This window comes from Roseivirga spongicola, assembly GCF_001592965.1.
GTDB classification, from domain to species: domain Bacteria; phylum Bacteroidota; class Bacteroidia; order Cytophagales; family Cyclobacteriaceae; genus Roseivirga; species Roseivirga spongicola.
The window spans coordinates 186,983-213,979 of record NZ_LRPC01000001.1 but is presented as its reverse complement, the minus strand read 5'-3'; the positions used below and the strand labels follow the sequence as shown (position 1 = coordinate 213,979).

The window sequence follows — 26,997 nt, the reverse complement described above, 5'->3', positions numbered from 1 at the left end:
GCCACAATTAAGGGGTGCCCTTTTCCGAATAATCGGAATGAAATACGGGCTGAGATTATACCCATTGAACCTGATGCAGGTAATGCTGTCGCAGGGATATGGTGGTCTAACGTTTAGGTAGGCTTCCCCTAGCCTCCATTGTTGAACCATTTTAAAATTAAAAATGAGAAAAGTTTACTTATTGGCAGTCTTAGTACTGACAATGGCGCAAGCATTGGCGCAAAATGTTGTAAAAGGTAAAGTGGTAGATGACGCTACTGGTGAGCCTGTTTATGGAGCAAGTGTAATGCTAACTCCAAGTAACAAAGGTACTACAACCAACAGGTTGGGAGAGTTCTCTTTGGAGAATGTGAGTACTGGTAACTATGTATTAAAGGTCTCTATGATCGGTTTTGCGAGTCTTGAAAGGAGTATCTCCGTTCAGGGTAATCAAAACATTAGTTTGAGACTGACCCAGAGAGCTCAAAACCTGCAAGACGTTATTGTTACTGGTACAAGAGCTACTGAAAAAACACCTACTACTTTCACTAACGTGAGTGCCGAAGAAATTGAGAAGCAAAATCTTGGTCAAGACTTGCCGTTTTTGCTCAACTGGACTCCTTCGGTAGTTACTGCTTCAGATGCTGGAGCTGGTGTGGGATACACCGGAATTAGAATCAGAGGGAGTGACGGTGCTAGAATAAACGTGACCATCAACGGTATTCCTATTAACGATTCAGAGTCTCAAGGTACTTTCTGGGTGAATATGCCAGACATCGCCTCTTCTACTTCTTCCATTCAGGTACAAAGAGGAGTTGGTACTTCAACCAACGGAGCGGGAGCATTTGGTGCTTCCCTGAACATCTTAACCAATGGAGTTAGCACAGAACCAAAGGCTCAGCTAAATACTAGCTACGGTTCATTCAATACACAAAAGTATAATGCAATCTACAGTACTGGTCTGTTAGAAAATAACTGGGCTTTTGAGGGTAGGTTATCTAAGATTTCTTCTGACGGGTATATTGACCGGGCTTCTTCAGATCTTACTTCATACTATATCTCTGGAGGATATTTTGGCGAAAAGACTAGTTTTCAACTGATTCACTTTGGTGGCGATGAGAAAACCTACCAAAGCTGGTGGGGTACACCAGAGGCTAAATTGAACAATGATGCGGCTGGTATAGAAGAGGTGATTGCTAATAATGGTTACGATCAAGAGCAGGCAGAAAACCTTAGAAACTCAGGCAGAACTTTCAATTACTACTTGTACGATAATCAGGTAGATGATTATGGTCAAGATCACTACCAATTTCACTTTAGTCAGGAATTGGCTGCCGAGTGGAATGTGAACGCTGCACTACACTATACTAAAGGTGCCGGATTCTATGAGGAGTTTAGGAGAGATGATGACCTAGCGGACTACGGGCTTCAAGATGTTACCCTTGGTGGGGTAACTATTTCTTCAACTGACCTTATAAGAAGAAGGTGGTTAGATAATGATTTCTACGGAGTTACTTATGATTTGAACTACGAGAATTCTAATGTTCAAGCTACGCTAGGTGGCGCATACAACGAATATGATGGTCTACATTTTGGAGAGGTTATTTGGGCACAATATGCCAGTAACGGAAGCATAAGAGAAAGGTATTATGAAAGCCGTTCAGATAAGTCAGACTTCAACACTTATGCTAAGGTGAATTATCAGGTAACAGAAGGGCTTAACTTGTTTGGCGACTTGCAGTTGAGAAGAATTACTTACTCAGGCTTTGGGGTAGATAACGACCAACGTGTTATTGACTTCGACACAGACTTCACTTTCGTCAACCCTAAATTTGGTGCTACCTATAACTTGACGGAGGGTAGTAGTATTTACGGTTCATTTGCTGTAGGAAATAAAGAGCCAAATAGATCTGATATTATTGATGCTACTCCAGGCACAGAGCCAAAGCACGAAACGCTAAATAACATTGAGGTTGGTTATAGAAAAAGAACAGGTAGAACGGTTTTTGAAGCAAACTACTACCTTATGGACTATAAGAACCAATTGGTGCTTACTGGCGAGGTAAATGATGTAGGAGGAAGCATTAGAACAAATGTGCCTGATAGTTATAGAATGGGTGTTGAGCTTGTTGGCGGAATGCAGCTAAACTCTTGGTTTGGTTTTCAAGCAAACCTTGCTTTGAGTAGAAACAAAATTAAGTCTTTCCAGGAGGTGATTTTTGACTACGGAGCAAACTTTGATGAGTATAACGAAGTGAGAACGGAATTTGAAGATACTGATATTAGTTTCTCTCCTTCAGTAGTGGCTGGTAGCCAAATTACTTTCACGCCAGTTTCAAACTTGGAATTAGCCATTCTTTCTAAGTATGTAGGCGACCAGTATTTGGATAATACCTCTAACGAAAATAGAAAGATTGACGCCTTCTTTGTCAATGATTTAAGAATCAATTATGGCTTCAATACCAAGTTTATTAAGAGAGTAAACTTGAGCCTATTGGTGAATAACCTGCTAAACGAGAAGTATGAAACCAATGGTTATACCTTCGGTTATTTTGGTGGTCCAGATTATGAAGTGAGAGAGAATTACTTCTATCCGCAAGCTGGCACTAACTTTTTGTTTTCCGTAGGACTAGACTTTTAATCATAGAAAATTGAATCCCTCCGAGCCCCTGAGCTTGGAGGGATTTTTTTATGCAATCGTTTACTTAAAAACTATTGACTAAGCTCCTGCTTATCAATTCCTAATCCTCATATTGTACTAATTTTGATATGCTGTAGCCGTAGATCGATAATTTCGATTACTTCGCAGGCAGTATTGATCGTTATGAAAAAGTGATGTCATGAGAGAGACGGCCATTGGGATAGATATTGGCGGAACTTTCACAAAATTCGGACTTACCGATGTGGAAGGTAATGTGTTGATGGAAGGTTCAATTCCTACCTATACACATAAAGAGATAAAATCTTTTCTGGATGCTTTAAGTCAGGCTATTAATGAAAGCCTCGATGAGCTCAATGAGCCTATCGAGATTTTGGGAGTAGGTATTGGAGCGCCTAATGGCAATTACTACAAAGGTACTATTGAGCATGCCCCCAATTTGCATTGGAAGGGCATCGTGCCATTTATAGATATGTTCAAAGAGTACTTTGACCTACCTATGGTGCTCACTAATGACGCTAATGCAGCAGCTATTGGAGAAAAGGTCTTTGGTGGAGCTAAAGACATGGATGACTTTATTGTTATCACCTTGGGAACTGGCCTGGGCTCAGGCTTAGTAACCAGAGGAAAGCTCATATATGGTCACGATGGTTTGGCTGGCGAATTGGGGCACACAAATGTTTACCCTGATGGCAGAGAGTGTAATTGCGGTAAGAGAGGGTGCTTGGAAACCTATGCTTCGGCTTCAGGAATTAAGAGAACCGTTTTCAAATTACTCGCTACCAATAATGTAGATACTCCGCTCAGAACTTACACTTACGAATCTCTCACCTCAAAGAAAATTACCGAAATGGCTTTGGAGGGCGACCCGATTGCACTTGAAGCTTACACCTATACGTCAGATATATTGGGGTTAAAGCTTGCCGATGCAGCCGCTGTTACAAGCCCACAGGCAATATTTCTATTCGGAGGTTTGGCAAAAGCAGGAGATATTCTTGTAGAAGCCACCAAAAAATCTTTCAACGAGTATTTGTATCCAGGATATAAGGGTAAGATTGAGATTAGATTATCTGACTTAATGGATAGAAATGCAGCTGTTTTGGGAGCAAGTGCTTTGGTGTGGAGCGAAATTGCCCATAGCGAAAGCATAAGAGTACCCCAGCAGGCCAGGGTTGTGTAGCTGTTTCTTTGAATAGTCTTCCTGAAACTTTTTGAGTAGAAAACTGAGGAGAACCTCGATAGCCAGAGGTTCTGTTTTTAATTTCGCGTATGTCTTCACATCATATTGTAAGAGACGAACAAGAACCTGCTTTGCTGGTTGATGATGCTTCTGTACTCAGCTTCGAGTTTGTAGAGCTTCTGCTTGAGTGGTCGCCAAAACTAATGGTCACCTCTAATGCCGTAGACGCAGTCCTTAAGTGGGGCGTAAAGGTTGATGCTGTAGTTGCCAGGCCTGAGCAATTGGAGGAGCTTAAGCCTAAACTGAAGCCGCAATCACCAGTAGAGGTGTTGCTGTTTGAAACTAGTGATCTTCTCAATTCAGCTTATATAGTTTTGCAAGACCAAGGTCATAAGGCAGTGAATGTTTTGGCCGATACTTTCAATAGCTCTTGCTTAGATACCATCAGAGATTATGCTGAGGCCATGGAATCTGTACTTTACTACAATGATCAGAAATGGGTTTATGAGTCTAGAGGAGCCTTTCAGAAATGGGTGAATATTGGCGATGTCTTTGGCGTTCATCCGATAGTACAAGGTACATTCTTTAAAACTGAAGGCTTTTACTCCAACTTAGACAATGAGATGTATCTAGAACCTTTTGAGCTAACCTCGGAGGTAGAAGGAAAAGTAAGAGTCCAGTCTAATCAAAAGCCATTCTGGCTGATAGAGACCTTAAAAACAGATTTATATTTGTGATTGATCTCTGAGTTATCGATTTAGGGTAGTTAGCATTTCAAGCGCTAAATGCCCCAGACATAATTAATTTTTAGGCTTTACAATCATTACTATCGGGTTGTCTTCTGGGTCGATGTTCTTAAACCGCTTTAAATGTTCAGGGAGCTTGTTAGCCTTTGATTTATTGGACTGAAACCAGGTGTAGACATCTTCTGCGCTTATTGTTCCCACCAAATAGCCTTCTTGAGTTCGGAAGCTTGGTATGAAGGGAACAAAGTTGTCTAAGTCGTTATAGAACCCGTTTAAGTCGTCTGACTCTGGGTCAGAAATTAGCGTTTGATTGGTCTTTTTGTTGAATAGGCCAACTCTGTATTGTTGTTGATGATGCAATTCGAAATAAACAAAATGTGAGTCTTCTTGAAGAAGCTTGATGAACATTAGCCTGTTACTTTCATCATCTGTCAGAAAGTCTTGCCTCTTGTAGGGAGGGCTATACTTTCCGTTGTTGAATACGTATTTAGGCTGAATTTTTTGTGAGTTGAATTGAAAAGTAGTATCTGAGAAATACTCTTTATGATATCCGGCATTGTCGAATTCATAATAGGAGTTAGACTGCACTTTCATGTGCTTTGGATCCTTTTTCTCAAAAGTCTGTTTGTTTTCAAAGAACTTTATAATCTGGCCGTCACGGCTGAAGAGGACTACTTTGATCGGGTCTTTACCTGAAAGATTTGTTACTAAGCCAACAAAGTATCCTTGCTCTGACCAGTAGTTCATGTTGATTTGAGTGTCTGTATATGCGCCACTTGTAAAAGTAGTTCGAACCCCACCAATCTCCATTAAATCGGGAACATTGGTTTCATGTACAATTCTATCTGTTGCTAAAGAGTATTCAATTATCTTACGATAGCCATAAACAAATACATTTCCATTATCAGTATTAAAGCCCAAAGGGCCAGGTCTTTGATAACTATCGGGGTCTTGCCCTATGTGTCCTATATCTCGAATGAATGAACCTGTCTTTCTGTTAAAAATCGAAGTTCGGTTCATGGATTTAACTAGAATGATGGAGTCGCCTTGGATTCCCCGTACGGTAGGGTAAGAGTATAGTGTCTCATCACTGGTTTCCAATCGAATATATTCAATGGATTCTGCAAAAGTGCTGAGATTGATGCGGTATCTGTCTTTGTAAGCTTCAGCTACTTCAATGGTTTTTAGGTCTTGGGCGGGCAGCTCGTATGCCAATAAAAAGAGGAGGGAAGTGACTAGTATTCTGTGCATTTCCGAATATAATAATTTCGCCTATTTGTTTAGTTAAAAAAATAGGGCTGTCAACAACTAAGTTAACAGCCATTCAACCTTAACTAAATCAAAACTCCTACAACATATACTTTGTAGGAATTGAAATCTTCATTCTAACCAATACCTCTTTACCATCTTTGATGCCGCGCTTCCAAGGGTAAATGGCTGCAATTTTGCCACGGAGATGATCATGGACTTGTCCAAAAAAGAGATAGTATGGTTTATTCTTCTTTTCTGAGCCTTTTAATTCATTTAGAAGATTTAGATGCGAGATTGTCTGGCCTCCTTCAACAACGAACTCAAAGTCGATTGATTCTGGTAACTGAGACTTTTCAATGTTTGCAGGGATTTTAACGTCTAAAGCAATGGCTTTGGCTAACTTTTCAATTCCCCCCATAACTTCTGGAAGTTGGTCTACCTCGTCAGGTTCATATATTTTTTCCGTTATGTGGTTGAGTCCTTCTCCTGTTCGGCTATAAATCATTATATAGTTCATAGTCAAATCAATTGTCTCTTCCATATTAGGGAAAGCCTCCTGGTAGGTTATTTCTCTATATTTAGTGAGGTCATTACGGTCATATATTCTTTCCGGCTGGGGGTCTTCAAGATGAAGTTTTTTCAATTCAGCCTTTTGTTCCTTTGATAGGTGGCCTATATAAAGAGGGTTGTATCCAGGTTTGAAAGAGTCAAAGTATGGTTTGAAATTGGCTTCAGAATAATATGAATAGAAAATGTCAATTTCGGGGTTTTCATTTTTTAGTAACTCTAAGATTCTTTGGTGATCAGTGGTTAGTTTCTGTCTCAAGAAAGTTCTTCTAATTTCACCTGATTGAGTGCCCAAATCTATTGAAAGAGATGCGTTAAAAGATGAGTCAGGTTCTTTCTCCTGCCCCTTCAAAGAGCTCCATCCAATAATTCCGAATGAGAAAAGGGAAATAGCCACAATGGACAATAGAGTGGTTTTGAGTTTTGTTCTGTGTGTTTTCATAAGTTTTAACCTTTTAGAGAACGATGAAATAACTGCGAAGGAGTGGGCTACTGGTAATTGATAGCCAGGTAAACTCACTTGCATTAGTGTTTGGGCATAAGCACTAAACCCGATGTTTTTCAATACTTCTTCATCGGCCTGTGCTTCGTGAACTGTTCGCAAGTCTTTTTGCAATAAATAGATGATTGGGTTGAACCAAAAGAGTGACTGTAATAAGCGAGCGAACAGTAGATCTAAACTGTGTCTTTTGTCTATATGAGCTTGTTCATGGATGGAAATGGTTTTCCAAGTAGCACCTGAAAAGTCATGGTTCTTAGGAATGAAAATTGTTTTGTTGAACGAGAAAGGAGAAGTAATCGAGCTATGAGCTATTACATTTCTGCCCATCTCAGGTGCTCGGCTTCCTGTGAATTTTAAATAGACTACTTTCCCCAACTCGAATAGAAGAAGCGCTAGAGAAACCGAAATACCAATGAGATAAGCATACAGAATCATCGCTCTCCAGTCGATGGTTTTTGCCTGCTCCTCTGGTAGTGAGTGTGGTTGAATCCCTGTTTCTTTTGTTGGAGTGAGCTTAATTTGGCCTATTGTACTAGACCTCAGTTGAGCGGCTTGTTGAATAATTACGGGTTGTTCTTCCTGAGGAACCTGAATCTCGAATAATGGGGCCAAACAGCTAAGCCCAAGAATGAGTAACAGAAGGGTTCGCCTTAGTTTAAAAACGGTATTGTTTCTAAAAAGAAAGTAGTAGCAGGCAAATACTATTGCTAGTATCGCACTACTTTTTAGACTCCAGATTAGTAATGCTTCCACTAGAATGACGATTTAGGAATTTCTAATCGGTAGTTCGTAGCTACTCTCTTATCCGCTTTTTTGGCACTGTTCCATCCATACAGATTGGAAAGGTTAAGTATCTGCTTATTGATGGCTCCAAGTGCTTCAAATTTTTTGTCTTGAGTAGCTTCATCACCAATTACTTCAGTAGCTAATTCTAAATTACTGATCGCTCCATTTATTCCCACTACTAGGTTAAAGGCAACGTCTTCATCTAGAACAGAAAGGTCTACAGAGGAGGAGGCTTCCTTAAGAATATTGGTTAAGAAGCGTTCAAGGCCACCTTTGGGGCTTGGAAGTTGATCTACTTCACTAACCTGAAGTACTCTCTCGTCTGAATTGAATGGAAATTGTTCATCGTCAGGAGAGAGAATGATCATATACTTATACTTAATAAACTCAGGCTCTGAGATGAACTTTTGCTCTGGATATATAGGTCTTACATAATTGTTGAACCAGTTTTTAGAAAGGTCGTACATGGCCACTAGCTCGTCTGTGGTCAACTCAAATTGTGTATGCACCTTGTTGTTAATACTAATAATTGGAGATTCTAGTAACTCTGTGGCTTCTCTTGTTTTTGATAGCTTTAAAAGGGTGCTTTGAAGGAAAAGTTCATCGTCTTGTTGACTTGATATTGCTGTAATTATATCGGCTCTTTTTTTAGTCAATATAATTGGGATATACTGTGATGCAGCATAGTTCTGAATCCAACCATCCGCGTTTTTTTCAAATCGATCTTTAATCTTAATAGTTGAGAAAGTAGAACCATCGTCACCACCAGTTGTAAAGAATAATGTTCCATTACGAAACATATCTTCTTTTTTGGGCTCTTTATCTTGTCCATAGATATTAGCCTGTAGAAAAGCCAAGGTTCCTATAAGAGAGAATGCTATTACATTTCTAACTGTCTTCATGGTATTTGTTTTTTGTGTTTTCATTAAAATCAATCGTGCAGAAAGAGAAGACTTGAGTGCCATATAATGGCCAAGGGGTCTTTCTGGTTGAGCAAGGCTGATGTTGAGAAGTGTTTGGGTGTAGGTTTTAAGGCTTATGCTTTTCAGTGTTTCTGAATCGGCAAGGGCTTCATGGTTTAACTTGATGTTTCTGCTTAGCCAGTAGCAGAAGGGATTGTACCAACAGAAAATCAGTAGAATTCTCGAAATCAATAGATCAGCTGTGTGCCATTGGTGGATGTGTGCTTCTTCGTGTGTTTTGATGGCCTTCCACGTATCGGAATTGTAATTGGCGCCATCGGGTAGAAAAATCCATTTCATAAAGGAGAAAGGAGAATGTATTCTCCTATGAAAGATCACCTTTCGGTTTAGTATTGATCCCTTTGTTCCAGATTTCTTCAGCCTGAATAATCTGTATATTTCTAATGCTAGCAGCGTGGTTGATACCAAAATACCAGCTAGGTAAAGGTTCATAGCCAATTTCCACCAGCTGAATGAAGGTTCTGCAATGGTTGGTTCTACCTGAGCCTCCTCTAATCTTAATTTGTCTACTGTTAATTCAGTGCTTTCTGAGTCAAGAGCAGGGATTATTTGAGTAAGCTGAGGTCTGAAAGAATCTAGTTTCAATTCTACCCGAATAAGTGGGAAGGAGACTGTGCAGAGTAGGATGATGAGCAGAATGCCTCTCTTCAATTGGGCTCTTGAGTTGTTCCTAAACAATAGCCAATAGGCTAAAAATAAGAAGCTGCATATAATGCTGGCTTTTAAGCTCCAGATTAGTAACTGTTCCATTATTCCTCTTCTTTTTTGCTTTCTAGAATCTTAATGATCTCATCGAGCTCGTTGATGTCTATCTTCTTACGGTCGGCAAAGAACGAGACGAGTCTGGTGAGTGAACCTTCGAAGTACTTGCCCATTACATTACTCATGGCAAAGTCAGAGTATTTCGATTTGCTGATAAGTGGGTAATACTGTTTGCTGTTTCCAAGCATTTTATGAGCAACAAAGCCCTTTTGCTCGAGAACAGTAAGTACGGTAGCTACTGTGGTGTAGCTTGGCTTTTCTTTTTTGAATTGCTCTAATACCTCGCGAGTGAATGCTTTCTCAAGATCCCAGACAATCTGCATTACACGCTCTTCTGCCTTTGTTAATTCTTTCATGGATTCTAATCTACTATAAAAATAGTAGATAAACTATGTAAATAGTAAAACTTCGATAAAAATAGTAATGAGTGTGCTGTTAGGGAGGGAGTTCCTATAGCTGGTTATTAAAGAAAACTCACATTAGTATCAAAGAAAATAAGAAGATTGATGTCAGGCTTGCTTCGAATAAAAAGCCCTCACCATTCGGTCCTTTCCCTGTAAATCTTGCTTGATGGTTATGTCCGAATAACCTTCTGACTCTAGTAAGGCTTTAGTGGCATCACCATAAGCTTCGTGGATTTCAAAATAGAGCTGACCATTCTTAGAAAGAGCTGTTTTGGCCTTTTGTGCTATGGTTCTGTAAAACAGAAGCGGATCGTTATTCGGCACAAATAACGCAAGTTCTGGTTCGTACTCTAGCACATTGCTGTGCATTTGAGCTTTGTCAGACTCAGGTATATATGGAGGGTTGCTGACTATAATATCGAAACTTCCTTCAATCTCTTCCTTCAAAATGTCTAACTGATGGAAAGTTGTATTGGCTTTCAACTGTTCTGCATTTTTACTGGCTAAGCTCAAAGCTCCTTCAGATATATCTATCCCTTGTGTTTGGATTTTTGGTGCCTCAAGTCCAAGCGTTATTGGAATACAACCAGTCCCCGTTCCTATATCTAAAACACTAATTTCCCAGTTTCCCAGTTCCCCAATTCCCTGTATTATCCAATCTACAAGCTCCTCCGTTTCAGGTCGAGGAATTAATGCTTCTGGTCCGCATTTAAATCTACGGCCGTAGAATTCGCGAAAGCCTACCACATACTGAAGAGGGGTAGCCGCTCGGAGCAGTCTAAGATCGTGAAGCATCAGCTTTTCATCGAAGTGAATAGGGCTATTCATGGCTAACTTCATAGAGTCAACATGAAATCGATCGTGTAAATAATGTCTGGCTAGGGCCGATACTTCACGCTCTTCATACAAGTTTGCCAATTCATTAATAACTTGGCGCAGCAAATCCTTCGCGGGCTTTTCTGACATGGTACAAAGTAAAGGAAATATCGAATCAAAGAATTTCAATGAAGCCGATATTCGCTATATGCGAAGGGCCTTAGAGCTTGCTGCCTTGGGAAGAGGTTTTGTAAGCCCTAACCCAATGGTGGGCTGCGTAATTGTTCATGAAGGAAGAATTATTGGCGAAGGTTGGCACAGAAAATATGGCGAGGGCCATGCTGAAGTTAACGCCATCCACTCAGTTGAAGATGAGTCATTACTAAGCGAAGCGACTTGTTATGTTACGCTGGAACCTTGTGCTCACCATGGTAAAACTCCACCTTGTGCTGATCTACTTATTTCAAAAAAGGTGAAAAGGGTAGTGATTGCCGCTTTTGACTCCAATCCATTGGTTGGAGGGCAAGGTATTGAAAGAATGAAAGCAGCGGGAATTCAAGTGGAAACCGGTTGTCTAGAGCAAGAGGCTTTAGCTCAGAATGTGCGCTTTTTCACCCTCATCGAAAAGAAACGACCGTACATCATACTCAAGTGGGCAGAAACGGCCGATGGTTTTGTAGCCAGAGGTAACTTCGACTCTAAGTGGATCAGTAATGCATATTCGCGAAGCATGGTACATCAATGGCGGGCCGAAGAAGATGCTATTTTGGTGGGACGAAATACAGCGCTTTATGATAACCCTACACTTAATGTACGAAGCTGGGTGGGAAATGACCCTCTAAGGATACTCGTAGATAGAAAGCTTCAGTTGGTTGATGACCTGAACCTCCACAAGGGGGATATTCCTACCTTGGTCTTCAATTATAGTAAGTCAGAGCAGTCTAATAACCTCGAGTTTATAGCTATAGAACCTTCTAATTTCATGGAAGACTTGGTTTTAGAATTAGGAAAAAGAAAGGTGCAGTCGCTTATTATTGAAGGTGGAGCGGCTACCTTAAATGCTTTCATTGAACAAGGCCTTTGGGATGAAGCTAAAGTGTTTAGCTCGAGGGGTAATTTTGGAGAAGGAATTAAGGCTCCTCAGTTGAAAGGACAATTGATCTCAGAAACTGATCTGATGGGGGATAGGCTTCGGGTTTACCAGAAATAGTTTACAATTATCAGCAAGGAGTTCAAACGTAATCCCAAAGGATTACACTAACCTTCCACCTCCGCCTGTCGGCACCTCCGCCAGCGGAGGACATTAACCGATGCTGTACTGTTTTATGCGGATAGAAGTAGTTATGAAACTGATTCACTTGCTTGTAGTATTAAGGTTTAGGCCTTAGCTGTCCCCCGCTGGCGGGGGGGGTAGGGGGTGGATACCTGTTTTTTATCTACATGAGATACTATATCTGAATATGCTCAGGAGCTTCAATGATCAACTTCCCCAAGGGAAGGCGGGAGATGTGAGTTAAAAACTTCAACCTTAGAGAGAACCGAATTTCCGTTCTCTCGGTTACCTTTGCATTCCAAAATCAAGAGTTATGGCAGAAGAGCTAATCGTAAACAATACCGCTACTAAAGAAGAAAAATATCAAAGCTTGATTCCTCAGATTGAAGCTTTGGTAACTGGTGAACCAGACTTGACTGCTAACCTAGCTAATATTGCTTCGGCTCTTAAATATGGTATGGGCTTCTTTTGGGTAGGTTTCTACTTGGTAAAAGACGATGAATTGGTGCTTGGACCATTTCAAGGGCCAATTGCTTGTACGAGAATCAGGAAAGGAAAAGGTGTTTGCGGAACTAGCTGGGAAAAAGCTGAAACACTCTTAGTGTCCAATGTAGATGAGTTTCCAGGACACATTGCTTGTAGCTCAGATTCTAAATCGGAGATTGTTTTGCCAGCTATGAAAGATGAAGAAGTGGCTCTAATTCTTGATGTAGATTCAGACCAACTTAATGACTTTGATTCAGTAGATCAGGAGCATCTAGAAAAACTTATGAGAGTTGTTGAAGGGCTGCTGTAATGCCCTTGTTGGTGTTTTTACCGACAAGTAAGTCGTTATTCGTTGGTCACAAGGCTAATGTCCTTGTTGGTGTGTTTTCACGAACGAGATAGTTGGTGTACTTACTTTGGTTACAAGGCCAACAAAGGCAGTCAACGCTAAGAAAATGGCAAGAGAGGAGTTAAAGAGATTACTTTAACTCCGCAATTACAGTTTGGCCACCTTTGGTAATTTGGCCATTGGTAACTTTAACTTCAGCATCTAGTGGTAAGAATAAATCTACCCTGGAGCCAAATTTGATAAAACCGAATTCTCTTCCCTGAATAACGCTGTTGCCTTCTTCTATATACCATTTTATTCTTCTTGCGGCAGCTCCTGCTACTTGACGTATCAGGATTTCTACGTTTTTATGAAGTTGGTATACTATGGTAGTTCTTTCATTTTCAGTGCTCGACTTAGGGTGCCAAGCCACCAAGTACTTACCTGGGTGATATTTGAAGTACTTAATGAGCCCAGTTACAGGGTTTCTATTTACGTGCACATTTACTGGCGACATAAATATTGAAACCTGAATACGCTCTTTGCCCTTAAAGTACTCGTCTTCGGTGGTAGTTTCAATCACCACAACTTTTCCGTCTGCAGGAGCTAAAACGTACTTTTCATTGAGCTCAATTTTTCTGGTAGGATTTCTGAAAAACTGAAGAAAGAAAAGAAAAACCGCTAGCGATACTCCTCCAACAATATATTTGATGAGTTCGGGGATTGGTGCCAGATAAATGATTCCGGCATTTAACACTATTAAAACAAAGAAGAGGATTGTTAAGAATCCTCTTCCTTCATGATGTACTTTCATAAGATTAAAAACCTCCTCTAAACTTGTAGGTTTCAGCCACTTTCTCAATTGCTACAACATAAGCTGCAATACGCATAGGTATGTCGTACTTCTGAGAGGCATTGTATACTTTATCGAAGGCATCTTTCATAATTCTGTCAGATCTTCTGTTTACCCTTTCACGAGTCCATTTATAACCTAAACGGTTTTGTACCCATTCAAAGTATGAAACAGTTACACCACCAGCGTTGGCCAGAATGTCTGGTACTGCCATAATGCCTTTTTCATTTATAATTTTATCAGCTTCGGCAGAAGTTGGGCCATTGGCACCCTCTACAATAAGCTTAGCTTTTACTTGATCTACGTTGCCAAGGTGAATTACATCTTCAACGGCTGCAGGCACTAAAACATCTACATCAAGAGTAAGGAGGTCTTCAGGCTTGTCCATTAAGGTGGCTCCAGTAAAACCTTCTAAAGTTCCTTTATTGCCATCTCTGTATTCAATGGCTTTCTTAATGTCTATTCCTTTTTCGTTGTAATACGCGCCAGAAATGTCGCTTATAGAAACTACAGTACAGCCTCTTTCTTCTAAAAGAAGAGCAGCAAATGAACCTACGTTTCCAAATCCTTGAACTGCAATAGTAGCGTGGTAAGGATTGATTTTAAGTTTTTCCATGGCTGCTAAAGCAGAAACCATAACGCCTCTACCAGTAGCCTCTACGCGGCCTAAAGAGCCACCAAGTACCAAAGGCTTACCCGTTACAACAGCATTGACCGTGGTTCCCATAGAGCGTGAGTACTCATCCATCAGCCAGGCCATTTCTCTTGGGCCAGTTCCCATATCTGGTGCAGGTATGTCTCTATCAGGACCAAAAACGCCAGTCATTGCTTGTGTATAAGCACGGGTTAATCTTTCGATTTCTCCAGCAGACATGGCTCTTGGGTTACATCTAATGCCACCCTTTGCACCACCATACGGAATGTCCACAACGGCACATTTCCATGTCATCCACGCAGCAAGTGCTTTTACCTCGTCCAAGTGAACATCCATTGCATAGCGAACACCACCTTTAGATGGCCCCAAAATGTTGGAGTGAATCACACGGTGACCTTCGAACACTTGAATGGAACCATCGTCCATAGTGATAGGCAGTGAAACAGATACTTGCTTTGAGGGTGACTTTAAAACATTATAAACTTGTTCGTCCAGTCCCAGCACCTCGGCTGCAATATTGAACCTGGACATCATTGACTCGAAAGGATTTGATTTGTCCTTAATCGGAGCCGGTTCTATGTAACCCATAGGGAATATTTTGTTTAAGACGGGTCAAAATTAAGGAAAATTTAAGCGAATATGTCCAAGACCAAGGCGCTAATTTTCCCGATTAAAGTATCAAGTGCAGATAGGCTGTTGTGAATGGTAAACTTAACAGTAAACCATCGAATCTATCTAGAAAACCTCCATGCCCTGGCAAGATGCTTCCTGAGTCTTTTATAGCCAATGTTCGCTTAAAAAGAGACTCGGTTAAATCGCCCAATGTGCCAAATATGGCCGTGATTGCTCCCAATCCCAGCCACTCCATTAAGCCGATTTCACCAAATAGCTCGTAAAAACCGTAAGCAATTACCAAAGACAGTAAAAAACCCCCAATGCTACCTTCCCAAGTTTTGTTTGGAGAAACGCGTTCGAAAAGCTTTCGCTTTCCAAAAGTCTTGCCTGCAAAGTAAGCCCCAGTATCGTTTGCCCACTGAAGAAAAAGAATACCCAAAATGAGCACATAGCTGTAAGTTCCTCCTAGAAAGCCAATACTATGTAGTAATGAGAATGGAATGGCAATGTATACCACACCAAAGGTTGAAAGAGCCGTACAGTTAATGGCATGCGACTTTTTTATAGCTTGAAGCGGATAAATTAGTACTGTTGCAAATAGAGCTGGAAGTAGCCAAAACAGTTTAGTGGAAAGCTCTAGCTGAAAATAACAGAACATGAGGGCGTACAGAATAAGGGAAAAGGTTAAGCCCCAAACCTCGTACGGATGGTTGCCTGAGTTTTTCTCTAGTCCGTAAAACTCCTTTAGTGTGAGTAACATAATTAGGGCGAAGACTATAGCAAAGGCCCATGGAGATAGAACGGTTGCAGCAATTATAGCGCCTACGCCAATAAGAGCTGTAACAATTCTCAATGCCAGATTATTCATTATTGAAGCTGATCTGTTCGTTGATGATTTTTAGAGCACGCATAACACTATCCGGATTAACCTTTACCTCTAGCTGACCAAACTTGTATGAATGGTCTTGAAGGTTGAAGACAATAGCCGCAAACCCTTCATTGATTAATACGTCTTTTACGATTTCCGCCTGATGCGGGACAGATGTTGTATAAACGGTTTGCCAGCTACTCACTCTAAAGATTTTCGCCTAAGATACAGATTTCTGAAAATAACCATGATAGCAACAAAGGCTACTGCAGCTACTATTTGGCCAACTACTGGTACGGCTTCCGTATCGTCTAAATTGACACCGTTTTCGGAGAATTGAGCAGAATAGGCAATTGTGACTCCAATTCCATTATTGATGGCATGTGCAATTATAGGATACCAAATATTTCCAGACCAAACATATAGATAGCCAAAAACGGCTCCTAACATCATTCTTGGAACTAGGCCAAAGAACTGCATGTGAATAGCTCCAAAAATAAAAGCACTTACCCAAATGGCTATATGAGGGTTTTTAGTCCACCTCTGGAAGCTGTTTTGCAGCACTCCTCTAAACATTAGCTCCTCGCCAATGCCCGGAAGAATAGAGATAACGAGCATAGCGAAGAGGTACTCACCAACATTGCTAAAAGACGTAAAGTATTTAGTGGCTTCTGCTAACTGCTCTTCTGTAGTTCTGGCCCACTCTTCAAAACCAGCCATAAATTCTGGAAATTGTATCCCCTCATTCCATTCAATAAAATAAGAGTTGACAATCATAAAGGCGAAGGTGCCAGCTGCGGTCAGAATTAATGGAAGCGGTTCTATTTTTTTATTCGGACTTAATGAGCCCAGTTTCTTGTTGGCTACAACCTTTAAATAGAACCAAGGGGTAAAAAATGTAAAGAACAGGGTGTATAGCATTTGAGAAGACAAGGCTTCTGTAAGACTCATATAAGAGTAAAGGCTATTGGGGTTGTTCAAGATGTCGCCAAGTTCTGCTCCATTGGCAGCCGCTAAGCCTATGGCTACTGCGCCAGCAATAAACTGCCCAACAAAAAAGCCAACTAGCATAAAGCCAATTACTATCAACAGGTTTTGGCCAGCAGCTATCTCTCTGGTTTTCTTCCTTACGGCTACTTTCTCCTTTGCATCGCTCATAGAAGCTAAATCGATGCTTGCCTCTATTTTCTCGTTATCATTTCTCACCATAATGGCGTAAATTTACGCTAAAATTTGAATAGCACTTGGTACGAATAGGAAACATAGAGGTTGGTGAATTCCCGTTGCTGTTGGCTCCCATGGAAGATGTGAGCGACCCACCGTTTAGAGCGGTGTGTAAAGAAAACGGGGCAGATTTGATGTACACCGAGTTTATCTCTTCAGAAGGACTCATTAGAAATGCTGAAAAGAGTGTTCAAAAGCTCGATATATACGACTATGAGCGCCCAATTGGTATTCAGATTTTTGGCGATAAAATCGAATCTATGCGCCAAGCAGCTGCCATTGCTGAAGAAGCGCAGCCAGAATTGGTAGATATTAATTACGGTTGCCCAGTTAAGAAAGTAGCATGCAAGGGGGCTGGGGCTGGAATTCTGCTAGATATTCCCAAAATGCAGAAGATGACCGAGGAGATTGTAAAGCAGGTGAGCCTTCCAGTTACTGTGAAAACGCGCCTTGGTTGGGATGACAGTACCATTAAAATTGTAGAAGTTGCCAAGCGACTGCAAGATGTTGGAATCAAAGCTTTGACCATTCATGGCAGAACCCGAGTGCAGATGTACAAAGGCATAGCCGATTGGACTAAAATAGCTGAGGTTAAGAACCATCCAGATATTCACATTCCAATTTTTGGTAATGGAGATATTGATTCACCCGAAAAGGCACTAGAGTATAAAAACAAGTTTGAAGTAGATGGTATTATGATTGGCCGTGCGTCTATCGGTTATCCGTGGATCTTCAATGAAATTAAGCATTTCATGAAAACAGGTGAACTGCTCGCGCCACCTTCTATGGATGAGAGAGTCAGAACTGCCAAAAAGCACCTAGAGTTTTCTCTGGAATGGAAAGGGGAGAAGCAGGGTATTTACGAAATGAGAAGGCATTACACTAACTACTTTAGAGGTATTCCTAACTTCAAGCCTTATAGAACTCGATTGGTTGAATCTGAAAATCCGGAAGAGCTATTCGGAATTTTAGATGAGGTGGGAGGCATATTTGAAGATGCCTATTCAATGGCCTAATTTCTCTTCGGAACGTTCACTAATTATTCTACATTTGGGCTTCTTTTAGAAGCATGAAAAATACCAACGTTTTAGCCTGGGGTATTCTGGTAATTCTTTCTTTGGTGTGGGGAACCAGCTTTATTCTAATCAAAAGAGGTTTAGAGGTTTATGATGCCGGTGAGGTAGGAGCCATCAGAATTTTGGCAGCTTGTCTTTTCTTGGTGCCAGTGAGCATTCCTAGAGTAAGGAAACTAACTAGTAAGCAGGTTAAACTTCTGTTCCTGATTGGTATGGTTGGTACTTTTGGCCCAGCATTCTTTTTTGCTATTGGTCAAACCCGTTTAGATAGTGGTATTACTGGTGTACTCAACGGCCTTACTCCCATTTTCACCCTTGTAATTGGAGCACTTTTCTTTAAGCAGAAGTTTAATAAGGCCAATTATTTAGGGATAGTGCTGGCTTTTATTGGGACCGTTGTTCTGCTTACTGCCGGAAGCGGAGGTAAATTCAGTGAGTTTAACTTCTATGCTTTTTTTGTAGTGCTGGCCACGGCTTGTTATGGAACCAATCTTAATGTGATTAAGTATTATCTGGCCGACTTGAGTCCGTTGGTAATTACTAGTGTTAGCATATTGTTAGTGGGGCCTTTAGCTGGACTTTACTTGGTGTTTGGAACCGATTTTTCGGTAACATTGGCCACTCAACCAGGAGCGGTAAAAGCCTTAGGCTATGTAAGTTTATTAGGTATTATGAGTACGTCTTTGGCTCTAATACTTTTCAACAAGCTGGTACAGCTTACTACTCCAATATTTAGTAGTACGGTTACTTATCTTATCCCTATAGTGGCTTTAACATGGGGCGTGTTAGACGGAGAAGTTGTGTTGATAGGGCATATTATTGGAGTATTAGCTATTTTACTTGGAGTATTTATTAATAATAGACGCAAAGCAAAAGCCGCTAATGTTAAAGTCTAAAAAGGAGCTTCTAAGTATCTATATATTTTCTGCCATAGGCTTAGCCTCTCTATTGATCATCTTGTTTTCTGACCAGGATAGTTGGGCAAAAGGATTTTTCATCGGAGTTATGGTCTCAACTATTCTCGGACTACCTTATTTTATCTATTCCTATTTCAGAGAGAAGAAGAGAGAAAATCAGTCTAGTTGAAAGAAAAGTTTGCGACAATAGGATAGTGGTCAGAAGGGTAGAAATATTTGTTCTTCCATCTATCTATCTCAAAACTATTCAAGCTTAAGCCTTCTGATTTTTGATAGAAAATATAGTCTATTCTATCGCAATGGCTGCCTCCGTTCCAGTTGTGATAAGTACAGCCTTCCAGTTCATCTCCAGAATAGGTATCAGTAAAGTATTCTTTTATTCGTTGAATGTTTTCACCTTCAGGCGTTTCGTTCAGGTCGCCTAAAAGTATAGTGGGCATTGGCTCCACTTCTGTCATTAATTTTCTAAGAATCAATTCAACACTTCTTTCTCTGCTATAGTCCGACCGATGGTCTAAATGAGCATTAAGCAGCCGAAGTTTCTTGCCACTGCTTTTGTGTTCAAGAACAACGATAGTAGCAATTCTAGGTAGTGTATTGCCCCAGCTTTTGGTTGCTGGTTCGTTTGGGGTGTCGGAAAACCAAAATGTTTCATCATTGACAACTTTCCAGGTTTTCTTGTTGTAGAATACCGCATTAGACTCCCCCTTCTTTTCTTCTAAGGTTCTAGACCTAAAGACGACATCGAGTTGAGAGACTTCATCCAAAATTTGATCTATTTGTAAAGGCAAGGCCTCTTGGGTGGCAATTATTCCATCTCTGTATTTCTTGAAGATGGTCATTACTCTGTCCCTTCTACTTTTCCATTTATTTTCTCCATCACCTGGAGTGCCATAGCGGATGTTGAAGGAAGTTACCTCAAATTCTTGCGCCATGGAGGGAACTTCAAGTAGAGACAGTAAAATAATGCATGTGGTAAGGGTGAAGCGCATGTTCAAAGCTGCAAAATCCTGATTTAACATTCAAATAATTGTAGTTCTTACCATAACCCGATAAGCTGCAACCTTGCTATATTTTTTTGGTCATTATGAATATGTTTCTCAATTCGTTTAATTGAGAGTTGTTAAAACTCAAACCAACGGTCATGTTTAAAAATTACTTTAAAGTTGCGCTCAGAAATCTTCTGAAGCACAAAGGATTCTCATTTATCAATATTTTAGGTCTTTCTGTAGGCCTTACCTGCTGCTTACTCATCGGTCTTTACATCAATGAGGAAATGAGTTATGATACGTTTCATGAGAATGCTGACGAAACCTACCGATTCACTCGCGAATTCATGAGTCAAGATGGAACCACTTCTTTACATCTTTCACGGTTAGCCCCTCCATTTGGTCATTATTTGAAAGATTATTATGAAGGTGACATAGAGAAAATTGGTCGTTTTCTCACTACTTCTGGCACCATCGAATACGGTGAGAAGCTTTTCAATGAAACTGATTTAGCTTTTGCCGATCCTGAAATTGTGGACATTCTTACTTTCGAAACTCTTCAGGGGAATCTGAAGGAAGCCTTGCAGAAACCAGGATCAGTGGTGCTTTCTGAAAGCCTCGCCAAGAAATATTTCGGTAACGAAGACCCAATGGGGAAGTCTATCCGTGTGTTCGATCAAGCGGAATTATTAGTGCAAGGAGTCTATAAAGATTGGCCAGACAATTCCAGTTTTGAGCTGAATATGTTGGGTGATTTCTCAGTGATAGAACAATTCTATGGAGGAAGAGAAAACCTCTTAGGCGCGTGGGGAAGCAATAACTTCACTACGCTTTTTACATTGACAGAAACAGGGTCTATCGATGGAATTATGGATAGAATGGAAGAGTTTCTTACCATTCAACTGGGAGAAAATGCCAATAGCTGGACTAGGCTACACGTTCAGAAGTTGACAGATATTCACTTACATTCTAATCTTTCTGATGAATTAGGAGAGAATTCAGATATTACTTACGTCTACATCTTTACTTCAATCGCGGTACTGATTCTGCTAATTGCCTGTATTAACTACATGAATTTGGCCACGGCCAGATCGGCCAGAAGAGCCAAAGAAGTAGGAATGAGAAAGGTATTCGGTGCCGGAAAAGGGAACCTTATCAATCAGTTTTTGACTGAATCTGTTGTACTTACCCTTTGTGCTTTGTTGCTCTCTGTTGGGCTCACTTCAGTGATTCTGCCATTCTTTAGAGATTTTACTTCACTGAATTTAGAGTTCAACCTAGTACAAAATGCGGGTCTAATCGCAATTATTTTTGGAGCTGCCTTGTTGGTGGGTGTTTTGGCAGGGAGCTATCCTGCATTCTACCTTTCTGCATTTAAGCCGCTAGAAGTAATGAGAGGCAGTAAGGGTTCTGCACCAGGGAAGTCGGGATTATTAAGGAGAGTGCTTGTAGTGGCTCAGTTCTCAATTTCTGTGGTTTTGATTATCTCTACGGTTGTGGTAGTTCAGCAGCTAAATTATATGCAGAACAAGAATCTTGGCTATGACAAAGACCAAATGATGATCTTGAATGTGAGTCAAGAAATTGGCAACAACTTCCAGACTTTTAAGAATGAGCTTAAAAATATTGCTGGGGTGAAATCTGCCGGAGGTTCTAGTCGTGTGCCTTCTGGTCAGTTGCTCGATTCTCAAGGTGCGCAAGCCGAGGTGGATGGCCAAATGCAGCCTACTCAGGTGGTAATTAAGCAGCTGCAGGTAGACCCTGATTTTGTTTCGAATTACCAGATGGAAGTAGTAGCTGGTAGAAACTTCACCGATGACTGGCAAAGAGATTCAGCCAACTTTATTCTAAATGAGAAGTCGGTAGAGATTATAGGTTGGTCTAGCCCTGAAGATGCTATTGGCAAACGCATGAATTATGGTGGTGTTGCTGGAAGAGTAATTGGTGTGGTTGAAGACTTTCACTTCGAGTCGCTTCAGAGTGAGATTGTGCCGGTAATTATGGCGAACAATAGAAGTAATATGCGTTTCCTTTCCATCAAAATTGAAGGTCAAAATTTGAGAAGCTCAGTCGCAGAAATTGAGCAGAAGTATGCAGAGTTTTCGCCTAATTCACCGATTCAGTACAACTTCTTAAATGAGCGGTTCGATACTCTTTATGAGTCTGAATCTCAGCGAAGCGAGTTGTTCACTATCTTCTCAGGTTTGGCAATTTTCCTTGCTTGTCTTGGTCTGTTTGGCTTGGCATCATTTACGGTAGCTCAAAGGGGTAAAGAAATTAGCATTAGAAAAGTGCTTGGAGCGTCTATTAATCAGATCGTTTCAACCTTGAGTAAGGAGTTTATCATTTTGGTGGGAATAGCCATGTTACTGGCTGCTCCGATTGGCTGGTACTTTATGAGCGATTGGCTCGATGGCTACGCATACAGAATTGGTTTAGGAGCCTTGCCATTTATTATTGCTGGCGGAATTGCGCTACTCATTGCTTTTGTAACCATTAGTATGCAAACCTTTAAAGCAGCATTTTCTAACCCTGCAACAAGGTTGAGAGAGGATTAGGGATAGATAGTTAAGAGAATGACGTAAGGGCTAGTTTTTGCTAGTCCTTATTTTTTTGCCTATTAATAAATTCAAACCCGAAGCCCATAGCAATACCTACTCCAACGCCAATGGCTAGATTATCCATAGCAACGCCTATTCCTACTCCAATGGCAATTCCGGTTCCTATTCCCCTACCACGCGGTCGTCTGCTGGAGCCAGTGTTCTTCTCATCCTTCATTACTTGAAGGTAACGAATAGATATAGGTTTAGACTACCGCAGCTTTGATTCTTTTGAGCTGGAGAACGTGCCTGTCGAGATGACCTAGCAGAAAGCGAAAGGCATCGCCTAGTCTGAGTTTCACCAAAGGACCTAGGGCGGTGGGCACTTTCACTTTGTTTAGGCTGTAGTTTTTGGACTTTCGGATTAGTTCAGCTAGCTCTCGGTGAGTGGAGAAAAACTCTTCTATGGTTTCAGTAGCGTTAAGGGCATTTGCGGGATCCATAGACTTCATTGTCTTCATACTATTCTTTACTTCGCCTGTGTCTTTAGGGGAGATCATTTTGGTGAAGTAATCGCCCTTCCAGTGAGAAGAATAGGTTTCTTCTGGCTCTTGAGGATATTTCTGATGTGCCTTTTTAATATTCTCAACATAGATTTTGTTAGCAATGCTTAAATGCTTTAAGCACTGAAGGATACTCCATTTTCCATCGGCTTCCTGAGTGTTTAGTGTATTGTCATCGAGACCAGCGATGAGTTGCTCTACTTCGGCCAAGGCTTTTTCGCATTGTTCTACGGAGTTCTGAATGTGGGTTGTTGCTTTGAGTTTCATTTTTTGCGATAAAGTAAGTGAGTCGCTACAAGTTTCGTCTTGATATAGATCAAGTTAAGTCGCCCATTTCTTTCTCATTCGGGAAAAAGTTTCGGGAGTCATTCCTAAATATGAAGCTAAGTGTTTCTGCGGAACAATCTGAATAATGTGTGGACTCTGAGTCATCAGTCGTTCAAACTTCTCTTCCGCAGAATCGGCCAATAAGCTCCTTATAAATATGCCCAGTCCAAACATTACTTGCTGGTTGAACTTGAACAGCCATTCCTTGATTACTGGAAATCTCTCTTGCAACTCTACCAATTGGTTATGGTGAAGTTTGAGCCCAACGGTGTCTTCCAAGGCTTCCACATTCCAGTCAGATGGTTTCTGAAAAATTAGTGAGTCATAAACTCCACTGAACTCGCCATTGTAGGAAAAGCCCATGTTGTACTCTTGGCCATTCTTCTCGAAATAGCCTCTGAGTAGTCCATTGTCTATGTAATAGAAATACTTTTCTACTTCACCCATGCTAGTTACGGGTTCGTTTTTGTGGAAGGAGAAGCTTTTCCAAGCGAAGCGAATTTCCTCCCATTCCTCATCTTTTAGGGTCACGAATTTTTCAATGCTCTTCCGAAGACCATGATGCATTTCTTCCATGTTGGAAAATATTAAAAGGGAATCATTTTTGATAGCTTTAAGTATGGCCAAGGAGGTGAAGTTTCATAAAAATCATGACGAAGCTGAACGCTATGTTTTAGAACAGGGCTTTGAAAGGACACCCAAGGAACGGATTCTTTGGTTGCTCAAGCATGTCAAAACAATGCACAAGTTTAATTCGGTGCAGAAGGAACCCAAGGGCTTACTATTGAAGAAGAAAGATGATTTCTATTTGAAAGTAATTGACGCCTTCAATCAGGAGGAAGTGGAGTACATGGTAGTCGGTGGCTTTGCAGTCAACTTCCATGGTTACAATCGGTCTACGGGAGACCTGGATTTATGGGTGTCGAAGGAGAGCAACAACCTTCAGAGTATTCAGAGGGCAATTGAAAGCTTAGGTTTTGAATTTCCTGTTGAGGCAATTACTGAGCTTAAAGAGGAAAGAATAGTTTCTTTTTCTGACTCAGGTTTTTTGGTTGAACTGATGACCAGATTGAATATCAGCAATGAAGTCACCTTTCAAGAAGCTTATGATAATTCAGTCATTAGATTGGTGGATGGAATAAGTATTTCGGTGATTTCCATAAACGAACTCAAGCAAGAGAAAGCAAAATCCAAACGATATAAGGATCTGGACGATCTTTCTAAGCTAGAAGAAGCTGAAGCTTATTATGCTCGCAAAGGTAAGACATGAGTTTTTAACTCTTAAAAACCTTATTGTGCTTCAATTAGCTGCTTGGTAGATCCCTCGGTTCCTCGGGATGGAAAAGGGCGAAATGTGTAACCCTAATAAGCTCACGCAGTTTTATTCTATTCGACTTCTACCCAAAGAACAATTTAATGGCAAATGCGATGGCTGTAACCATCACAAAGTAGCGGATGTACTTTTCGTTTACCTTGGTGCTCCATCGGCTGGTTAGCCAACCTCCGGCACCATTTCCAGCCGCCAAAGCAAGCCCTAATTCCCAGTTAATCAGTCCCGAATAGATGAAAACTCCTAAGGCAGAAAGGGTGTAGATTAGTACTGTCAACGACTTAATCATGTTGATTTTTACCATGCCATAGTTGTGGATGAAAGACATGGACGCAATGATTAGGTAGCCTACTCCGGCCTGAATAAACCCACCGTAAATACCAATAAAAAAGAAGGTAATGAGCCCAATGATTTTCGACTTCTTGGTGGTTTTAACTTGGTATCCAGATTTTAGTCTTTTGCCAAAAACCATATAGGCTACAATAAACACAATGATTGCCGCCAAGATTCTATTGAAGGTTTCTCCTTTGATGTCTACCGCTACATAAGACCCTAAAATGGCTCCAATAAAAGAAGTAGCACCCAGCCAGAGATCATATTTCTCGGCTTTTACTCCTTTGGAGTGGTAGCCACCCCAAGACATCAGTCCATTGAAGAAGACACCGATTCTGTTGGTGGCATTGGCAATGTTGGGAGGTAGGCCAAGGAAAATAAGTGCGGGCAAAGTGAGCAATGAACCTCCTCCTGCCAAAGTGTTAATAACACCGGCAATTAAACCGACACCAAAAAGCAGGAGGATGTTCGTTATGTCCATTTCTAAAAACTAGAGATTAATCTTCCCATCTCCAGTCTCCACCAATCTGAAGCTTTAGCTTAAGGTTGTGACCTTCTAGAAATGCCTTTGTTTCAGCATCATTGAGCTTTTGGGCTGGAAGCTGGTCTGCATCGGCTAAAGCGTAAAGCATCATTGAGCTAAACCTTACATTATTCACCATGTGCTCCTTGTTCACTAAATCGAAATCGTCACAATCTGCATGGTAGCAGCCATAAATGGCTCTATCTAATCTAGAGGCTGGAGAAGTATAAGGTATGCCCTGAAGCATAAACGGCTGATGGTCGCTGTGGAGGCCTGCGCCATTAGAAACAACATTTTTGTATGTAGTAGAATCAATGGCCATGATTTCTTTTCCTACTTCTTTGAAGAAAGCTTCCGCTTCAGGTCTTCCTCCAGTTCCAAATCCGGCAGGGTTACCAGACATGTCTTGGTTCATGATATATTTAATCTGGTTGATGGTGCCATTCTCAATGGCTTGATCAACCATGTATCTTGAACCAAGCAATCCTTCTTCTTCACCCATAAACATTACAAACTGAATAGTTCTCTTTGGCTGTAAATCTAGTGCAGCAAAAGTTCTGGCCATGTCAATAATTGCAAAGGAGCCAATACCATTATCTATTGCTCCAGTGGCTAAATCCCATGAGTCTAGGTGGCCGCCAACAATAACTTTTTCTTCAGGTAACTCACTGCCTTTGATTGTGGCAATTACATTGCGAGCGTTGATCAAACCAGATTCGTTCGTCATTTTGATAGAAGCATATTGCTTAGTCTTCTTCAAGGTTTCTTTTAGCTCCATGCCATTTTCTTTGCCTATGCAAACAGCAGGGATGGTAATGAGGCTACCAGTAACTGAAGCGGTACCTGTCAGAAGAACGCCACCATCTACTTGATTAATAATAATGATGCCAATAGCACCATACTTGGTTGCTAGAGCAGTTTTTTCAGATCTGTGAAGTCCGGGAGTTCCTTCTGGGCTATTCGGAAGTGTGCCAATATAGACTAGCGCAATTTTACCTTTCACGGCATCAGGGTTGGCTTCATAGTCAGCATCTACACCGTTGCCCATGTCCACTATTTCTGCTGTGATATCTGCTTCAACAGGAGAGTGAGCAAGGGTTACTGCAGGCATTTCTTCTTGCTTATTTTTAGAGCCAATCTGAACTTCAATCTCACCTCTAGACCAAGACTCTACCTCAAAGGGTTGGTATTCCACTTCAAGCCCATAGCTTTTAAATAAGTTGTAGGTGAATTCTTCAGCTTTGGCGCCTTCTGGTGACCCTGTCAGTCTGTGGCCAATGGTTTTAGTAGCTTCTTCTAGGTTTTCATAGGCCGCAGAATTGGCTAAAGCTTCCTCGTTAATTTTCTTAAAAATGGTGGCTTGGTCGTCTTTCTTAGGTGTACACCCAAAGACAAGCACCAATACAAAAAATAAAATAGTTGTCTTTTTCATTAGTATTAGAGTTGTGTGGTGAAGATAAAA

General features: G+C 40.9%; 25 protein-coding genes and 1 riboswitch. Of the genes, 9 read left to right on the top strand and 16 right to left on the bottom strand.

Annotation, left to right across the window (positions count from 1 at the left end; genetic code table 11):
* A riboswitch (TPP riboswitch) is annotated at positions 1–114 on the top strand.
* A 49-nt stretch (positions 115–163) separates the two neighbouring features.
* The 3 genes from AWW68_RS00950 to AWW68_RS00940 all read left to right on the top strand — a co-directional run bounded on the left by AWW68_RS00950 (position 164) and on the right by AWW68_RS00940 (position 4,555).
* The gene (locus tag AWW68_RS00950) at positions 164–2,620 is read left to right on the top strand and encodes a TonB-dependent receptor (protein ID WP_068215628.1); all 2,457 of its coding nucleotides are present in this window, start codon (positions 164–166) and stop codon (positions 2,618–2,620) included.
* 199 nt (positions 2,621–2,819) lie between these two features.
* Entirely contained in the window at positions 2,820–3,818 is a 999-nt protein-coding gene (locus AWW68_RS00945) for an ROK family protein (protein WP_068215625.1), read from the top strand.
* An 89-nt stretch (positions 3,819–3,907) separates the two neighbouring features.
* Positions 3,908–4,555, top strand: coding sequence for a hypothetical protein (locus AWW68_RS00940; RefSeq protein WP_068215624.1), 648 nt, complete (start codon positions 3,908–3,910; stop codon positions 4,553–4,555).
* A 63-nt stretch (positions 4,556–4,618) separates the two neighbouring features.
* On the opposite strand, the gene AWW68_RS00935 is transcribed toward AWW68_RS00940, so the two are convergent.
* The 5 genes from AWW68_RS00935 to prmC form a co-directional block, all read right to left on the bottom strand.
* The gene (locus tag AWW68_RS00935; RefSeq protein ID WP_068215621.1) at positions 4,619–5,815 is read right to left on the bottom strand and encodes a 6-bladed beta-propeller; all 1,197 of its coding nucleotides are present in this window, start codon (positions 5,813–5,815) and stop codon (positions 4,619–4,621) included.
* Positions 5,816–5,912: 97 nt separating this feature from the next.
* On the bottom strand, positions 5,913–7,637 hold the full coding sequence (locus AWW68_RS00930; protein ID WP_157717470.1) for a M56 family metallopeptidase: 1,725 nt from the start codon (positions 7,635–7,637) through the stop codon (positions 5,913–5,915).
* On the bottom strand, positions 7,637–9,403 hold the full coding sequence (locus AWW68_RS00925; RefSeq protein ID WP_068215617.1) for a M56 family metallopeptidase: 1,767 nt from the start codon (positions 9,401–9,403) through the stop codon (positions 7,637–7,639). Before AWW68_RS00925 ends, AWW68_RS00930 begins: the two co-directional genes overlap by 1 nt.
* Complete coding sequence (locus tag AWW68_RS00920; RefSeq protein WP_068215615.1) at positions 9,403–9,771, bottom strand: BlaI/MecI/CopY family transcriptional regulator; 369 nt, start codon at positions 9,769–9,771, stop codon at positions 9,403–9,405. The genes AWW68_RS00925 and AWW68_RS00920 overlap by 1 nt, the downstream gene beginning before the upstream one ends.
* Positions 9,772–9,924: 153 nt before the next feature.
* Positions 9,925–10,785: a peptide chain release factor N(5)-glutamine methyltransferase gene (gene prmC / locus AWW68_RS00915; protein ID WP_068215613.1), complete on the bottom strand. Its 861-nt coding sequence runs from the start codon at positions 10,783–10,785 to the stop codon at positions 9,925–9,927.
* Between prmC and ribD the strand changes: the two genes are divergently transcribed.
* Together ribD and AWW68_RS00905 are read left to right on the top strand one after the other, a co-directional pair.
* On the top strand, positions 10,784–11,845 hold the full coding sequence (ribD, locus tag AWW68_RS00910; protein ID WP_068215611.1) for a bifunctional diaminohydroxyphosphoribosylaminopyrimidine deaminase/5-amino-6-(5-phosphoribosylamino)uracil reductase RibD: 1,062 nt from the start codon (positions 10,784–10,786) through the stop codon (positions 11,843–11,845). The two genes, prmC and ribD, sit on opposite strands and share 2 nt — an antisense overlap.
* Before the next feature lie 376 nt (positions 11,846–12,221).
* The gene (locus tag AWW68_RS00905) at positions 12,222–12,704 is read left to right on the top strand and encodes a GAF domain-containing protein (RefSeq protein WP_068215610.1); all 483 of its coding nucleotides are present in this window, start codon (positions 12,222–12,224) and stop codon (positions 12,702–12,704) included.
* A 169-nt stretch (positions 12,705–12,873) separates the two neighbouring features.
* Here AWW68_RS00905 and AWW68_RS00900 read toward each other — a convergent pair whose 3' ends face one another.
* The 5 genes from AWW68_RS00900 to AWW68_RS00880 all read right to left on the bottom strand — a co-directional run bounded on the left by AWW68_RS00900 (position 12,874) and on the right by AWW68_RS00880 (position 16,922).
* Positions 12,874–13,536, bottom strand: a complete 663-nt coding sequence (locus tag AWW68_RS00900) for a phosphatidylserine decarboxylase family protein (RefSeq protein ID WP_068215609.1) — start codon at positions 13,534–13,536, stop codon at positions 12,874–12,876.
* Between the two features lie 4 nt (positions 13,537–13,540).
* Entirely contained in the window at positions 13,541–14,818 is a 1,278-nt protein-coding gene (locus AWW68_RS00895) for a Glu/Leu/Phe/Val family dehydrogenase (RefSeq protein ID WP_068215607.1), read from the bottom strand.
* 82 nt (positions 14,819–14,900) lie between these two features.
* Positions 14,901–15,713 carry a phosphatidate cytidylyltransferase gene (locus AWW68_RS00890; protein WP_068215604.1) on the bottom strand — a complete coding sequence of 271 codons (813 nt, stop codon included), beginning with the start codon at positions 15,711–15,713 and terminating at the stop codon, positions 14,901–14,903.
* Positions 15,706–15,918 carry a putative signal transducing protein gene (locus tag AWW68_RS00885; RefSeq protein ID WP_068215602.1) on the bottom strand — a complete coding sequence of 71 codons (213 nt, stop codon included), beginning with the start codon at positions 15,916–15,918 and terminating at the stop codon, positions 15,706–15,708. Before AWW68_RS00885 ends, AWW68_RS00890 begins: the two co-directional genes overlap by 8 nt.
* Positions 15,915–16,922 (bottom strand): CPBP family intramembrane glutamic endopeptidase, encoded by a 1,008-nt coding sequence (locus AWW68_RS00880; RefSeq protein WP_068215598.1) that lies wholly within the window; start codon positions 16,920–16,922, stop codon positions 15,915–15,917. Before AWW68_RS00880 ends, AWW68_RS00885 begins: the two co-directional genes overlap by 4 nt.
* A gap of 35 nt (positions 16,923–16,957) precedes the next feature.
* On the opposite strand from AWW68_RS00880, the gene dusB reads away from it, so the two are divergent.
* Both dusB and AWW68_RS00870 read left to right on the top strand, forming a co-directional pair.
* Positions 16,958–17,953, top strand: coding sequence for a tRNA dihydrouridine synthase DusB (gene dusB, locus AWW68_RS00875; protein WP_068215597.1), 996 nt, complete (start codon positions 16,958–16,960; stop codon positions 17,951–17,953).
* 53 nt (positions 17,954–18,006) lie between these two features.
* On the top strand, positions 18,007–18,909 hold the full coding sequence (locus AWW68_RS00870; protein ID WP_068215596.1) for a DMT family transporter: 903 nt from the start codon (positions 18,007–18,009) through the stop codon (positions 18,907–18,909).
* A 182-nt stretch (positions 18,910–19,091) separates the two neighbouring features.
* On the opposite strand, the gene AWW68_RS00860 is transcribed toward AWW68_RS00870, so the two are convergent.
* Complete coding sequence (locus AWW68_RS00860) at positions 19,092–19,952, bottom strand: endonuclease/exonuclease/phosphatase family protein (protein WP_068215590.1); 861 nt, start codon at positions 19,950–19,952, stop codon at positions 19,092–19,094.
* A gap of 122 nt (positions 19,953–20,074) precedes the next feature.
* Here AWW68_RS00860 and AWW68_RS00855 point away from each other — a divergent pair, with 122 nt between their 5' ends.
* On the top strand, positions 20,075–22,477 hold the full coding sequence (locus tag AWW68_RS00855; protein WP_068215587.1) for an ABC transporter permease: 2,403 nt from the start codon (positions 20,075–20,077) through the stop codon (positions 22,475–22,477).
* 40 nt (positions 22,478–22,517) lie between these two features.
* On the opposite strand, the gene AWW68_RS00850 is transcribed toward AWW68_RS00855, so the two are convergent.
* Genes AWW68_RS00850 through AWW68_RS00840 form a run of 3 tightly spaced genes read right to left on the bottom strand, consistent with a single transcriptional unit; the run spans position 22,518 to position 23,976 of the window.
* The gene (locus AWW68_RS00850) at positions 22,518–22,697 is read right to left on the bottom strand and encodes a hypothetical protein (protein ID WP_068215585.1); all 180 of its coding nucleotides are present in this window, start codon (positions 22,695–22,697) and stop codon (positions 22,518–22,520) included.
* Positions 22,698–22,725: 28 nt separating this feature from the next.
* Positions 22,726–23,289: a DinB family protein gene (locus AWW68_RS00845; protein WP_068215583.1), complete on the bottom strand. Its 564-nt coding sequence runs from the start codon at positions 23,287–23,289 to the stop codon at positions 22,726–22,728.
* Positions 23,290–23,343: 54 nt separating this feature from the next.
* The gene (locus AWW68_RS00840; protein ID WP_157717469.1) at positions 23,344–23,976 is read right to left on the bottom strand and encodes a Crp/Fnr family transcriptional regulator; all 633 of its coding nucleotides are present in this window, start codon (positions 23,974–23,976) and stop codon (positions 23,344–23,346) included.
* A 112-nt stretch (positions 23,977–24,088) separates the two neighbouring features.
* Here AWW68_RS00840 and AWW68_RS00835 point away from each other — a divergent pair, with 112 nt between their 5' ends.
* A complete protein-coding gene (locus AWW68_RS00835) occupies positions 24,089–24,619 on the top strand; it encodes a nucleotidyltransferase (RefSeq protein WP_157717468.1) in 531 nt (176 codons plus the stop codon).
* Positions 24,620–24,746: 127 nt separating this feature from the next.
* Here AWW68_RS00835 and AWW68_RS00830 read toward each other — a convergent pair whose 3' ends face one another.
* The gene (locus AWW68_RS00830; protein WP_068215578.1) at positions 24,747–25,493 is read right to left on the bottom strand and encodes a sulfite exporter TauE/SafE family protein; all 747 of its coding nucleotides are present in this window, start codon (positions 25,491–25,493) and stop codon (positions 24,747–24,749) included.
* A 16-nt stretch (positions 25,494–25,509) separates the two neighbouring features.
* Positions 25,510–26,967, bottom strand: a complete 1,458-nt coding sequence (locus AWW68_RS00825; protein WP_068215577.1) for a M28 family peptidase — start codon at positions 26,965–26,967, stop codon at positions 25,510–25,512.
* Positions 26,968–26,997: the final 30 nt, after the last annotated feature.